The 14,028-nt window shown below is 44.0% G+C and carries 17 protein-coding genes and 1 rRNA gene; all 18 read left to right on the plus strand.

Annotated elements, in window-relative coordinates; all coding sequences use genetic code 11:
* Window positions 1-5: 5 nt before the first annotated feature.
* Window positions 6-758, plus strand: coding sequence for a type I methionyl aminopeptidase (gene map, locus U1I11_RS20610; RefSeq protein ID WP_322908003.1), 753 nt, complete (start codon window positions 6-8; stop codon window positions 756-758).
* A gap of 9 nt (window positions 759-767) precedes the next feature.
* A complete protein-coding gene (locus U1I11_RS20615; protein WP_416235641.1) occupies window positions 768-1,064 on the plus strand; it encodes a hypothetical protein in 297 nt (98 codons plus the stop codon).
* 13 nt (window positions 1,065-1,077) lie between these two features.
* Window positions 1,078-1,293: a translation initiation factor IF-1 gene (gene infA, locus U1I11_RS20620; protein WP_017815385.1), complete on the plus strand. Its 216-nt coding sequence runs from the start codon at window positions 1,078-1,080 to the stop codon at window positions 1,291-1,293.
* Window positions 1,294-1,407: 114 nt separating this feature from the next.
* Complete coding sequence (gene rpmJ, locus U1I11_RS20625) at window positions 1,408-1,521, plus strand: 50S ribosomal protein L36 (protein ID WP_003333770.1); 114 nt, start codon at window positions 1,408-1,410, stop codon at window positions 1,519-1,521.
* A 22-nt stretch (window positions 1,522-1,543) separates the two neighbouring features.
* The gene (gene rpsM, locus U1I11_RS20630) at window positions 1,544-1,909 is read left to right on the plus strand and encodes a 30S ribosomal protein S13 (RefSeq protein ID WP_188777868.1); all 366 of its coding nucleotides are present in this window, start codon (window positions 1,544-1,546) and stop codon (window positions 1,907-1,909) included.
* Between the two features lie 16 nt (window positions 1,910-1,925).
* Window positions 1,926-2,321, plus strand: coding sequence for a 30S ribosomal protein S11 (gene rpsK / locus U1I11_RS20635; RefSeq protein ID WP_017815387.1), 396 nt, complete (start codon window positions 1,926-1,928; stop codon window positions 2,319-2,321).
* A 133-nt stretch (window positions 2,322-2,454) separates the two neighbouring features.
* Window positions 2,455-3,399, plus strand: coding sequence for a DNA-directed RNA polymerase subunit alpha (locus U1I11_RS20640; RefSeq protein ID WP_322908005.1), 945 nt, complete (start codon window positions 2,455-2,457; stop codon window positions 3,397-3,399).
* A 33-nt stretch (window positions 3,400-3,432) separates the two neighbouring features.
* Entirely contained in the window at window positions 3,433-3,798 is a 366-nt protein-coding gene (rplQ, locus tag U1I11_RS20645) for a 50S ribosomal protein L17 (protein ID WP_188777864.1), read from the plus strand.
* 149 nt (window positions 3,799-3,947) lie between these two features.
* Window positions 3,948-4,727, plus strand: coding sequence for a tRNA pseudouridine(38-40) synthase TruA (gene truA, locus U1I11_RS20650; protein ID WP_322908006.1), 780 nt, complete (start codon window positions 3,948-3,950; stop codon window positions 4,725-4,727).
* 323 nt (window positions 4,728-5,050) lie between these two features.
* Complete coding sequence (gene rplM / locus U1I11_RS20655) at window positions 5,051-5,488, plus strand: 50S ribosomal protein L13 (RefSeq protein WP_322908007.1); 438 nt, start codon at window positions 5,051-5,053, stop codon at window positions 5,486-5,488.
* Between the two features lie 19 nt (window positions 5,489-5,507).
* Complete coding sequence (gene rpsI, locus U1I11_RS20660; protein WP_017815392.1) at window positions 5,508-5,900, plus strand: 30S ribosomal protein S9; 393 nt, start codon at window positions 5,508-5,510, stop codon at window positions 5,898-5,900.
* Between the two features lie 1,821 nt (window positions 5,901-7,721).
* Window positions 7,722-8,414 (plus strand): phosphoadenylyl-sulfate reductase, encoded by a 693-nt coding sequence (locus tag U1I11_RS20665; RefSeq protein ID WP_322908008.1) that lies wholly within the window; start codon window positions 7,722-7,724, stop codon window positions 8,412-8,414.
* 123 nt (window positions 8,415-8,537) lie between these two features.
* Window positions 8,538-9,713, plus strand: coding sequence for a sulfate adenylyltransferase (gene sat, locus U1I11_RS20670; RefSeq protein WP_322908009.1), 1,176 nt, complete (start codon window positions 8,538-8,540; stop codon window positions 9,711-9,713).
* A gap of 1,196 nt (window positions 9,714-10,909) precedes the next feature.
* Window positions 10,910-12,019, plus strand: a complete 1,110-nt coding sequence (locus U1I11_RS20675; RefSeq protein WP_322908010.1) for an Mrp/NBP35 family ATP-binding protein — start codon at window positions 10,910-10,912, stop codon at window positions 12,017-12,019.
* Between the two features lie 33 nt (window positions 12,020-12,052).
* Window positions 12,053-12,184, plus strand: coding sequence for a hypothetical protein (locus U1I11_RS20680; protein ID WP_322908011.1), 132 nt, complete (start codon window positions 12,053-12,055; stop codon window positions 12,182-12,184).
* A 255-nt stretch (window positions 12,185-12,439) separates the two neighbouring features.
* On the plus strand, window positions 12,440-13,054 hold the full coding sequence (locus U1I11_RS20685; RefSeq protein WP_322908012.1) for a stage II sporulation protein M: 615 nt from the start codon (window positions 12,440-12,442) through the stop codon (window positions 13,052-13,054).
* A gap of 198 nt (window positions 13,055-13,252) precedes the next feature.
* Window positions 13,253-13,483, plus strand: coding sequence for a hypothetical protein (locus tag U1I11_RS20690; protein WP_322908013.1), 231 nt, complete (start codon window positions 13,253-13,255; stop codon window positions 13,481-13,483).
* Between the two features lie 438 nt (window positions 13,484-13,921).
* Window positions 13,922-14,028, plus strand: a 16S ribosomal RNA gene (locus U1I11_RS20695); the annotation flags it as partial.

The raw sequence follows: 14,028 nt of genomic DNA on the forward strand, positions 1-14,028 counted from the left end.
GCAGAATGATCATTTGCAAATCCGAAACAGAACTTGGCTTTATGAGAGAAGCAGGGCGAATCGTTGCCGAAACTCATGCTCTGATCAAGCGATACATCGAGCCAGGGATTACAACGGACGAGCTAGATGTCATTGCGGATCGTTACATTCGCAGTCAAAATGCCTTGCCGTCATTCAAAGGATACAATGGTTTTCCTGCCAGTATTTGTGCTTCGGTGAACGAGGAACTTGTTCATGGATTCCCAAGCAAACGCAAACTGCAAGAGGGCGACATCGTGACGTTCGATATTGGAGCCCAATATCATGGGTATCACGGTGATTCGGCTTGGACATATCCGGTCGGCAACATTTCCGACGAAGCGAAGCGCCTTCTGGACGTTACGGAGGGAGCTTTATTTGCGGGTTTGGAGCTGGTGAAGCCGGATGTTCGTCTGTTTACTATATCGCATGCAATACAGCGTTTTATCGAGGATGCCGGCATGTCTGTCGTACGCGAGTACGTAGGTCACGGCATCGGAACCAAATTGCACGAAGACCCCAAAATTCCAAATTACGGAATTGCGGATCGGGGGCCACGCCTCAAGCCAGGTATGGTGCTTGCAATTGAACCGATGGTGAACGCTGGCGGACGGCATGTTAAAACGTTGGAAGACAAATGGACAGTAGTTACGGTAGATGGCTCACTATGCGCCCATTTTGAACATACGGTTGCGGTAACACCGGACGGTATGGAGATTTTCACAACACTGAATGCGTAGGTGATTTTGTTGAAGACAGGAACATCCCCGCAGGTTGGTCAAATTGTGAAAGTTGCAAAAGGCAAAGGAGCTGGCCAGCCTGCTGTGATCATTGCAATACCGGATGAGAAATTTGTTTATATCGCCGATGGGAACAAACGCAAGTTTGATCAGCCGAAGAAGAAGAATATTCTTCATCTGGAGCTGACGCCGGTGATCAGCAGCGAAGTTGTAAACAGTTTGCAAGAAAGCGGACGGGTCACAAATGGAAAGCTGCGTCATGCAGTAGCCAAGTTTGTCGAATCTGCCGAAAACAATACGGTTTAAGGAGGAACTCATTGTGGCTAAAGAAGATGTTATTGAGGTAGAAGGCGTGGTTCTTGAACCATTGCCGAATGCAACGTTCAAGGTTGAGCTGGAGAATGGTCATCAGATTCTCGCTCATGTTTCCGGTAAGCTGCGGATGCACTTTATCCGTATTCTGACTGGGGATAAGGTGGTTGTTCAACTTTCGCCTTATGATTTGACAAAAGGTCGTATAACTTATCGTAAATAAAACACAAATGCAAAAAAGTGTGCTATAATAGATACTTATGTGGACAATTTGTGCTGCAGATAAAATGCTGACGAAATAAGTTTTACAACCGTAAAGCTTAAGGAGGTAATTAACATGAAGGTAAGACCTTCTGTAAAGCCCATCTGCGAAAAATGCAAAGTCATTCGCCGCAAAGGGAATGTAATGGTAATTTGTGAAAACCCGAAACACAAACAAAAGCAAGGTTAATTAATCGAGGAGGTGTAGCGTAATGGCACGTATATCTGGTGTGGATTTACCACGTGATAAGCGCGTTGAGATCGCCTTGACATATATTTTCGGAATCGGTAAAACGACTTCTCAGAAAATTCTGAGTGAAACAGGTATTGACCTGAACACTCGTGTCCGCGATCTGACTGAAGATGAAGTAGGAAAACTGCGTGAAGCAATTGAAGGTAAAAAAGTAGAAGGTGATCTTCGTCGTGAGATTTCCCTCAACATTAAACGTTTGATCGAAATCGGATGCTACCGTGGTGTTCGTCACCGTCGTGGTCTGCCGGTTCGTGGACAACGTACCAAAACAAATGCTCGTACACGTAAAGGTCCTCGTCGTACAGTAGCGAACAAGAAGAAGTAAGGGAGGTTAAAGAACAATGGCTAAAGCGAAAAAAGTCGTACGTACTAAACGTCGCGACCGTAAAAATATCGAATCTGGCGTGGCTCACATTCGTTCCACGTTTAACAATACGATCGTTACCATTACGGATCCTCACGGCAACGCTATTTCCTGGGCAAGCTCCGGCGGTCTTGGATTCAGAGGTTCCCGTAAATCCACTCCATTCGCAGCACAACTCGCAGCTGAAACTGCAGCAAAAGCAGCGATGGAACACGGCATGAAAGCTGTTGAAGTTATGGTTAAAGGTCCTGGTGCAGGTCGTGAAGCAGCGATTCGTTCTCTGCAAGCAGCAGGTCTGGAAGTTAACCTGATTAAGGATGTAACTCCGATTCCTCATAACGGATGCCGTCCACCAAAACGTCGTCGCGTATAATCGAAGCATGTCTTTGCCAATGTAGCTAAGCACCGGCGCAGGCTTATCGCTTGCCTGGGATTGCTGCATGTCTATTGTGTAAAGTTTTAGCGACAGTTTCATCGAAGCGACGTTTTGAAGGAGGGATATTGCAGTGATAGAAATCGAAAAGCCGAAAATTGAGACCGTAGATGTAAATGATGAAGGAACCTATGGCAAGTTCATCGTAGAACCTCTCGAACGTGGTTACGGCACAACACTTGGCAATTCACTTCGCCGGATTTTGTTGTCCTCCCTTCCGGGTGCGGCAGTAACTTCCGTACAAATCGACGGTGTATTGCACGAGTTCTCAACGGTTCAAGGCGTAATGGAAGACGTTACTGAGATCATTTTGAACCTCAAGGCGCTCTCGCTGAAAATCCACTCCGATGAAGAAAAAGTATTGGAGATTGACGCGGAAGGAGAAGGCGTGGTTACTGCTGGCGATATTCGTGCAGATAGTGACGTGGAAATCCTTAACCCGGACCTTCATATTGCCACGCTTGCTCCAGGTTCCAGACTCCACATGCGCATTTTTGCTAACCGTGGTCGCGGATATGTATCGGCAGACAAGAACAAACGAGCGGATCAGCCAATTGGCGTCATTCCGATCGATTCGATCTATACTCCGATCTCCCGTGTAAACTATGTTATCGAAAATACACGTGTTGGTCAGGTTACGAACTATGACAAGCTGACGATCGAAATCTGGACGGATGGCAGCATTCGCCCGGAAGAAGCCGTTAGCTTGGGCGCTAAAATTTTGACTGAGCACCTGATGCTGTTCGTCGGTCTGACTGATGAAGCAAAAGATGCGGAAATTATGGTCGAAAAAGAGGAAGACAAAAAAGAGAAAGTGCTTGAGATGACAATCGAAGAACTCGATCTCTCTGTACGTTCTTACAACTGCTTGAAACGTGCCGGCATCAACACGGTGCAGGAACTGACTACTAAATCCGAAGACGATATGATGAAGGTCCGCAACCTGGGACGCAAATCGCTTGAAGAAGTTCAAGAGAAGTTGCAGGAACTCGGTCTTGGTCTGCGTCAGGAAGAATAGTCATTTAATCATTGATGAAGGAGGGAATACAAAATGGCATACCAAAAATTGGGTCGTAACTCCAGTGCTCGTAAAGCTCTGTTCCGCGATCTGGTAACTGACCTGTTCTTATATGAGCGTATTCAAACGACTGAAGCAAAAGCGAAAGAACTTCGTTCTATCGCAGAAAAGCTGATCACTCTGTCCAAACGTGGAGATTTGCATGCTCGTCGTCAGGTAGCTTCTTTTGTTCGTCGTGAAACTCTGGACGGCAACCAAGATGCAATCCAAAAGCTGTTTTCTGAATTGGCACCTCGTTATGCAGAGCGTCCAGGTGGATACACTCGTATCCTGAAACTGGGACCTCGTCGTGGCGACGCTGCTCCTATGGTTTATCTGGAACTGGTAGACCGCGCGTAACATGCAGATAAAGAAGGGTGGACAGGGTCTTGTGATTCTGGCAAAGCCCTTTTTTTCTCTGTCTGGGCAAAGTTGTGTTTAACAACATGAAGGAGGGGGCTCCATCTGGAGCTCCCTCACTTTGTATGTAGATATAAAGGTGAGAATTGATGCGTAATCTATGTATGACCGTCAATTACGACGGAACCCGGTATAACGGCTTTCAGACGCAACCTGACGGAAACACGGTGCAGGATCATCTGGAAAAAGCGATCGCCTCTATGATTGGACAACGTCCCAAAATTCATGGCTCCGGTCGTACGGACGCAGGGGTACATGCGATAGGGCAAGTGTTTAATTTCTGGACGGAATCACCGATTCCGGCAGAACGTTGGCCACTAGCGTTAAATGGTCGTTTGCCGCGTGATATTATTGTCACCGGTGCGCGTGAAGTTCCACTGGAGTTTCATTCACGTCGCTCAGCCAAACGCAAAACCTATCGGTATACGATCAATGCGAATCAGTACCCGGATGTATTTTTGCGACATATGCAATTGCATCATCCTGGGAAGCTGGATATCGAAGCGATGAATGAGGCGTTCCAGCATTTTGTGGGCACATATGATTTTACTAGCTTTGCGTCTCGTTATTCGCAAAAGCAAAGTCATATCCGTACCGTGTTGGAAACGAGATTGGAGATCGATCGATCGCAAACTAGGCCCCATACAAGAGACCAGGGCATTCTGCACTTTTATATTACAGGCAATGGCTTTTTACAGCATATGGTGCGGATCATTATGGGGACGCTCGTACAGGTCGGAGAAGGCAAATATGCAGCGGATGATATTCCGGGTATGATTGCAGCCTGCGATCGTAATGCAGCAGGCCCCACAGCGATCAGTAAAGCGTTAACGATGTGGGGAGTGCATTATGATGATGTGGAATTTTAGACAGTCAGATGCCGAAATGTTTCGCATAAAAAAGTCTAAAAAAACCATAAATAATGCTTGCTTAACGCCGAACCATCCTGTAAAATAAAAGTTGTGTTTTCTTGATGGCTCTCCCACAGCCCCCAATCAAGAAGACGATAACAACGCTTTATCCATTGACTAACAACAACGTAATATCGTGTATAAACAACACAACCAATTAAAGAATGACCACATATACAGATGCATTTTATGCGCTGTTAATATTACATTTATTGAATATCTTCTTGAGCGTCATAGCACGAGAACAACGGATGTTCAAAAAGACTAAGGAGGAACTTCTCATGCGTACAACTTATATCGCGAAGCCAAGTGAAGTAGAACGCCAGTGGTATATTATTGATGCTGAAGGCAAAACGCTGGGCCGTCTGGCAAGCGAAGTTGCAGCACTGATCCGTGGTAAACACAAACCATCTTTCACCCCTCATGTGGACGGCGGCGATTTCGTAATCGTAATCAATGCTGAAAAAATCCGCTTGACTGGTAAAAAACTGCAAGACAAAAAATACTATCGTCACTCTATGCATCCAGGTGGTCTGAAAGTGACTACAGCTCAACAGATGCTCGACAACAAGCCTGAGCGTGTAATCGAAGCTGCTGTTCATGGCATGCTGCCAAAAACTCGTCAAGGTAATGTAATGAAGTTGCGCCTGAAAGCTTACGCTGGCGTAGAACATCCACATGCAGCACAAAAACCAGAAGTTTACGAACTTCGCGGCTAATTAAAAGGAGGACAGTTTCATGGCACAAGTACAATACTATGGGACAGGTCGTCGTAAACATTCGGTAGCACGTGTTCGCCTTGTACCGGGTGAAGGACGCATTGTCATTAACAAACGCGACATCAATGAATATTTTGGTCTGGAAACACTTAAGCTGATCGTTAAGCAACCACTGAACCTGACAGAAACTCTGGGCAGCTACGATGTAATCGTATTGGCTCATGGTGGCGGTATCTCTGGTCAAGCTGGCGCAATTCGTCACGGCATCTCCCGTGCGCTGCTGAAAGCAGACCCTGAACTGCGCGGTTCCCTGAAAAAAGCAGGATTCCTGACTCGTGACCCACGTATGAAAGAACGTAAAAAATACGGTCTTAAAGCGGCTCGTCGCGCACCTCAGTTCTCCAAACGTTAAGATTCCTTGTGTACTACAAGGTTCACAAACCTCTGGCCTTCACCGGTCAGAGGTTTTGTTTTTGTTCAATTCCACGACATACGGACTCCTTCGAGTTACACGCTGTTTACTCCAATCGTATAATGCAGTTTTAAAGCTTGTTCAGTAGCTTGCCTCACTGTCATACATAGTATGCCGATCTTACAATCACTTTATAATGAATACGTTTAAAAACGGTAAAACTGATATTAATTGAGATAATGTGCACGGTATAGGGTGCTATCTTCAAACTGTGGAGTTGAATGTGATATAGACTAGAGAAATTCATGGTGTGATACAAGTATAGGTGCATCCAATGGCGTCGATCAGTGAGCATATTTGAGCTGGTCAGCGTACTAGGTGGTGTCTTCAAACTGTCCTACGTATTATTTATTGTTCACAAAGCTCAGAAATAAGCTCGTGTACAGCTTAGTCTGACGCAAATTACCCGTATCGAACGATCTGTAAAGTAGTTTGAAGACACGTCCTAGTGTTTTGACCAAGTTAAATATTAATTTGGGTTGTGTGCTGAAATGCTGATCCATGCGACCTTAAAACAGACTTAACACTCCAATTAATCTCGGTCAAAGTACTAGTAGATTGTCTCCATTAAAATCAGGTTCGAACGTACCTGAATACGTGCATGATCAAGCGATGATGACAAAGACATACCCTGAATGTATAAGAGACAAGCTACTAGGCAGTATTTTCGCACGCCTAATCGCCCATATGAAGTGGGTATACATGCTGCTATGATAGAATGAACTGCAAAGCGATATAGTTATCCCCAAATTTCTACTAACAGCCTCCATTAAAACGATCCATCCACAGCCTTTATTTAAATATTCTCTCCAAAACAGCCACTTATCATCATCAGCCTGGGTATAAAGGGGATAACTTTGTGAGTATGTGAATGAATTCTGAAAAGATTACTGCAATTACAAAAGTTATCAACAACAATCCACCCATTTTCATCCACAAAATATATACTCGTAGTTTGTTTTAGATACATTCGTGGTATGTGTATCGCATCATCGTTTGACCGCAGTCTTGTTTAGGTACATGCACACCTAATTTTTACTTGAAACAGCCTACTAGTAGTTTGTATCAAATATATTTACAGTTTGTCGAACTAACCATTGCTTGATGATGAATCGGTTAAGGTACGTTCAAACACAATTTCCATTTGAGACAGTCTACTAGCTTGACTGCTTTAGATGTTGGATTTCATTCCGCTGCATCTCCTTATTTATAAAGGGAATCTGTGCAGCATCAAACTACATATTTAAAATCGTGTAGATTCCCTCCATAAATAAGGGCATACAGTAGATTCAAAACAAATATGCTATGCAGTCAAGGCACTACTAGCATAATGTAACAGCAGAATATTCCTATGTATAAATGATGTTACTGCATATTCTCTATTGAAATTATTGAATTTCCTCTTGAATTACGGGTCTGAGGCTTTTATAATATACTTATAATTCTTAGTAGTTTAGTTGGTTTTAATGGATGAGAAATAAATACAACTGTTACGTATGCAATTCGTAATACAACGTCAATGATGAATGTAGTCATTTTAAGCAATACCAACGAGCTGGATGTCATGAACGTATATAAACAATTAGGTCATCGCAATAGAGTGATTGTTGAGGAGATCGTTCAACTTATAATCCGCTATCGTCTACAGACAGGTCCGATTTAAAATAGCGTCTGTTGGCTAGTGAGACTATATTGTTTTTATTTACCGACTTAAAACCAGTTTGGAAAAAAGAATGCAAATTTCATGATGGGGGAAATGATATGAATCTGTTGGAAAAAGAAGAACTGGCTAGAGTAAAGGCGGAAGAACTGGAGCATGCTTCACCAGAACAAATTATTCGCTGGGCAGTGGACAATTTTGAAAGTTTAACATTTGCTTGCAGCTTTGGTGCAGAAGATGTCGTTATTGTGGATATGCTGCAAACGATCAGCCCGTCGACTGATATTTTCTATCTGGATACTGATTTCCATTTCAAAGAAACGTATGAGACGCGCGATCGTATGGTAGAGCGCTATGGTTTGAATTTTGTCCGTGTAGCTCCAAAGTTGACGCCGGAAGAACAAGCGGCTGCTCATGGTGAATCACTTTGGACAGTTGATCCGAATGCATGCTGCAATATTCGTAAAGTAGAGCCGCTCACCCGTATTCTTTCCCAGTATGATGCATGGATTACAGGCATTCGCCGCGACCAAGCACCGACTCGTGCCAATGCCAAAAAAGTCGAATATGATACTAAATTTGGTTTAATGAAGTTTAACCCGATCGCGGATTGGACATCTGAAGATGTGTGGAAATATATCCGTGATAACGATATTATTTACAATCCACTGCATGATCGTAACTACCCTAGCATCGGCTGCGAATATTGCACCCGCCAAGTTATGCCTGGTGAAGACCCGCGTGCAGGACGCTGGGCAGGTAACGACAAAACAGAGTGCGGATTGCATAAGTAATTTGATGGTGCAATAGAGCGTGTTTTCAAACGACGTCGTACAAGTTGCTGCGATTTATTTTGGCTAGATGATGCTATACCCGCCATACTATAATTAACTATTTCTTAAAAGGGAGCGACCTTAATGACATCCATATTACCGCACGGAGGCAAGCTTGTTCATCGTATTGCAGAAGGAGCAGAGCGAACTCAATTGTTAGAGCAAGCGCAGCAGTGGAAACGGATTCCGATTAATAGCTGGACTGTATCCGATCTAGACTTAATCGGCGTGGGTGCATTTTCTCCATTAGAAGGATTTTTGGAGGAGGCGGATTACCATTCTGTCGTAGAGCGGATGCGGTTGGCGAATGGTCTCGTATGGAGTATTCCGATCACGCTCGCATTGGAAGAACAAATTGCCACTACGCTTGAAATCGGTGAACAGGTTGCACTTGTTGGTGAAGAAGATGGGGTTATTTATGGAGTGCTGGAAGTGCGCAGCATTTACAAGGTAGATCAGCAGAACGAAGCGGTCAAAGTGTTCAAAACGAATGACCCTGAGCATCCTGGTGTGCAAAAGCTGTTCGCTCGTCCGACTACGTATGTAGGTGGTCCGATTCAAGTGCTGAACCGTCCAGTTCCGGCTAAGTTTGGTGAGTTTTATTTTGATCCAGCTGAAACTCGCCGTTTATTTGCTGATAAAGGATGGAAAACGGTCGTCGGCTTCCAAACGCGTAATCCGGTTCACCGTGCGCATGAATACATCCAGAAAAGCGCGATGGAAATCGTAGATGCGTTGTTTCTAAACCCGCTCGTCGGCGAAACGAAATCGGATGATGTGCCGGCTAATGTGCGTATGCGTAGCTACTTGGTACTGCTGGAAAATTACTATCCAAAAGATCGCGCTTTCCTCGGTGTGTTCCCGGCAGCTATGCGCTATGCCGGACCACGAGAAGCGATTTTCCATGCGATGGTTCGCAAAAACTATGGTTGCACGCATTTTATCGTCGGTCGGGATCATGCAGGTGTAGGCGATTATTATGGCACGTATGAAGCGCAAGAAATTTTCGCTAATTTTACGCCAGAAGAACTTGATATTACGCCGCTCTTTTTTGAACATAGCTTTTTCTGTACAAAATGCGGTAATATGGCATCCAGCAAAACTTGTCCGCATGCAAAAGAGCATCATTTGACGCTCTCCGGCACCAAAGTACGTGCATTGCTACGTGACGGTAAATGCCCACCACCCGAATTTACGCGTCCGGAAGTAGCGGAAGTATTGATCGAAGGCATGGCAGAGCATGTGGCCAGCCAGGCATAAAAGGATTGGTTAGGTGGAAGGTGGAGTAGCGTTAGACGTAGGCTTATATAACGAGTGAACGTTTCGCTATTTACTCGCAATTTGTGCAATCTCCCCACCTATGAACGTTTAATATGTTCTGCTTGATAGGGAATGACATGATTGAGCGTATACCGCAATATAGGTAGAATGTGTATAGTAGCCGAGTTGATCCACTTTATATGTAACTAATTAGGAGCATAACAAGCAGGAGCAACATGATAGCTAATTGATGTCATCTAATTATAGTTGTCCATATCCACGTTGTATCTATGTATAACATGTGCCATCTATGCATAAATAGATAGCCATAAGTTGCAGTATAGATCAGCATGGAACATACTAACGGAAAAGCTAGTAGACTGTCCGCGTTAAATAAGTAGTTTGATCGTGCAGAGTAGCGATGTTCTGAGGCTATAATTCCAGTGTTTCTTTCATAAGATAGAGTCCATCACACACTGAATTTAAGCTGGTCAGCCTACTAGGCAGTGTCTTCAAACGTTCAGCGCTGTTATTTTATTGTTTAAGTGGATCGCGGTTTAAGTGAGTTGAGCTGCCTATGCAAGTGTAATCTAATGAATAAACGCATAGAACTGCCTAGGAAGCCGTTTGAAGATACGCCCTAGTACGACGACCAAGTTAACGTTCAACTTTGGTTGTGTACTGAAATCTTTATCAATAAGAGCTTAAGACAGCCTATTAGTAGGCTATCTCAAGTAAAATCGGGTTCGGACGTACCTAATATCTAAACACGTTCATGATCAAACGATGATGACAAAGATATACCCTGATGTATCTGAGACAATCTACTAGTATATTGTCTCAAATACATTTATGGTTTGTCGATCTAACCATTGCTTGATGATGAATAGGTGAAGGTACGTTCAAACACAATTTCCATTTGAGACAGCCTACTAGTGATTTGGAAGCATAAAATAGTGCCCCTATCGTACACATGATCTGTTATGTAAACTTGCTGTCAAGCAGTTTAAAACAATAGATCGTGCTGTACCGATACAGGGGCTTTTTTGTTTAACAAAAGGAGTCAGGTAGGTTACACAGCATTACCGGTTTGCAGTTCATTGCCTATAGCACTGCATACAATGCTATAATGGCAATATTATGGGTTTAGGCTTGGACACGATCCATGAAATTCATTATTACAAGGAGTGCGCATCATGCTATCAAGAGACTATGTACTGGAACTACTAAGCAAGGTGAAGGACCCGCAATATGAATTCCCACTCCTGGAAATGCAATTTATTCGTGATGTCATGGTCAAAGATACACGTATTTCCTTGACTGTGGTATGTATAGAGCTGGGACAGGAGTACAAAGACGCGGTAGAGCAATCGATCCGCGCCGCTCTTAAAATTGTGGAACCGATCGATCTGCATATCCGTTTTAGAGAACCTTCCGAGCGCGAGATGGCGACGGTAAGACAATTGCTGTCTCCTGATGAGCAAAGGGAGCCGACAGCGGAGGAGATTGAACAGAAAGGTCATGCTGCTGGGTTGGAGAATCTATCCATTATTCATCCAGAGTCTGGTGTCCGTTTTATCGCGATTGCGAGCGGTAAAGGTGGTGTAGGCAAATCGACAGTGACTGTAAATCTGGCAACTTCACTAGCTCGTCTCGGTAAACGGGTAGGCATTATCGATGCGGATATTTATGGCTTTAGTGTGCCGGACATGATGGGAATTGAAGAATACCCAGAAGTGGAAGAAGGACGGATTCAGCCGGTAGAACGTTTTGGTGTCAAAGTGATGTCGATGGGCTTTTTTATTCGCGAAAATAACCCGGTCATTTGGCGCGGTCCGATGCTTGGACGGATGTTGCGACAGTTTTTTGCAGATGTCGAGTGGGGGGAACTCGATTATATGCTGCTTGATTTACCACCGGGTACCGGCGATGTAGCGCTTGATGTACACCAGATGTTGCCGCAAAGCAAAGAAATTTTGGTGACGACTCCACACGCTACAGCTTCATTCGTTGCGGCACGTGCAGGCGCGATGGCGATCCAGACGAACCATGATATTTTGGGCGTGGTGGAAAATATGGCTTATTATCAGGCGCGTGATGGGCAGCGAGACTATGTATTCGGTCGCGGCGGTGGCGGCATGTTGGCGGAAAACCTGCATACCGAATTACTAGCGCAAATTCCGCTCGGAGCTACCGATAACTTGGCGACTGATCCGGACTTCTCGCCTTCTGTATATGCTGAAGATACAGAGATTGGGCAAATGTATTTGGAGCTTGCGCAGCGTGTAGTGGACAAATACAATTAATCAGCATGGAGCATGGAGCATGGAGCATGGAGCATGGAGCATGGAGCATGGAGCATGGAGCATGGAGCATGGAGCATGGAGCATGGAGCATGGAGCATGGAGCATGGAGCATGGAGCATGGAGCATGGAGCATGGAGCATGGAGCAAAGGGACGAGGACGTATAGTCGCGTCCCTTTTTGTTTTAGATCGTTTTACAAGCGTCGTACTTATGATTCGTGATCAGTATAGAGTCTATGTTACACTGATGGTGTCAAGATGACCTGCTTTTCTTCAGCCAGAGTTTGACGTATATAGAAGGAGAACCTAATAACGATCAATCTTTCCATAACATCATACTTGATCTCTAGTAAGTCAATCAGCGTACAGGCATTAAAACAACATACCATTAATCTAATCTTTAGGATCAAAGGAGTGAAACTATGCTGTCTTTTCGCACATTTTGGTACGATTTGAGGCAAAATCGCTCAATGCTCGTTGTAGCGACCGTACTGTTTATTATCGGTCTTGTAGCAGGGAGCGTACTAGCTGAACCGCTCGGAAACTATTTAAGCAGCCAACTTGAACAGCTTCGCATTGTAAGCAAACAGTTAAAGCAGAGCGGTAACGTACAGATGAACTATTTTCTGTTCATTTTCTTCAATAATGCAGTCAAAAGTATTCTGATCATTCTGCTAGGGTTCTTTATCGGGATTATTCCTGTCATTTTCCTCGTTATGAATGGCATGATCATCGGTTATTTGTTGCAGGCGGAAAGTTTGCACGGAGCAAACGTAACGGAGCTAATCGTCAAAGGATTGCTTCCGCATGGCATTATCGAGATTCCCGCGATTATCATTGCATCTGCTTATGGGTTGAAGTTTGGCAAGCTGATGCTGGATACGTTAACAACATGGAATGAGACGGGGCGCCAAAGATTGCAAAACGAGCGGCGTGCATTTTTGCGTTCGATCGTTCCAGCCAGTATATGGATTGTCATTCTATTATTTATTGCGGCAGTGATCGAGAGCACAGTGACGTACTGGTTAATGAGCTAAACAGAGCCGTCCCTTTTTGCAGTGATATGTTTACAAGCATATGGAATAAGGTTAAATCATCACTATCTAGACTATATGAGTGCCAGACTTGGAAAGGCTTGTTAAACCCTATCTTTCAAACAAAGAATGATGTTTAAAGTCGCAAAGTTTGGAATAAAGGATAGATTAAGTGAGGAGTTAACTTAGGGAGGATTTTATATGCTTGGAATGCTGCTAAACGAAAATGAGTGCAAGGAAATGGCTTATGTATTACGAAAAGAACTGGACGAGATGCTATTCGATCTCAGTGACCAACGTCTAAACCAAGATATTCGTCAGGCAATCGATAAAAGATATAAAACGATATTTAAAATGTATGCTCGTTTTGCTCCACAAAAAGAACTGGCTAAGTATGTACGCACCGCACGTTATCCGGAAGCCAAAAACTGATCATATACAGTTGACGGCTTCCGCCATTTATGATAAATTGATTTTCGCACTAATTAACTTTTAGCGCCGCTAGGAAGGAGATCGAGTTCAACCGACTCGCTCCTGACTAAAACGGGGCTTAAAAGTTTGAAAAAAGTGTTGACACCAAGAAGTTCACATGATATATTATAAAAGTTGTCGCGAACGAGTGACAATGAAAGAAAACATATCATACGCTTCGTCCATGAAGCATTTGAAGCTGAAAAACACTTCAAAAAAGTGCTTGACGAACGAAACACAACATGATATGATATAAGAGTTGCTGCGAGAGAAACTGAGCAGTAACGAAAGAGTTTGATCTTTGAAAACTGAACAACGAGTGAGTGAAGAACTTCGGTTCTTCAAACTATAGAGAACAGCAATGTTCTCGCCAGCAACAAAATGAGCAAGTCAAACACTTTATTGGAGAGTTTGATCCTGGCTCAGGACGAACGCTGGCGGCGTGCCTAATACATGCAAGTCGAGCGGACTTGACGAGAAGCTTGCTTCTCTAATAGTTAGCGGCG

Origin of the sequence: Paenibacillus campi, assembly GCF_034659835.1 — a bacterium.
GTDB lineage: Bacteria > Bacillota > Bacilli > Paenibacillales > Paenibacillaceae > Saccharibacillus > Saccharibacillus campi.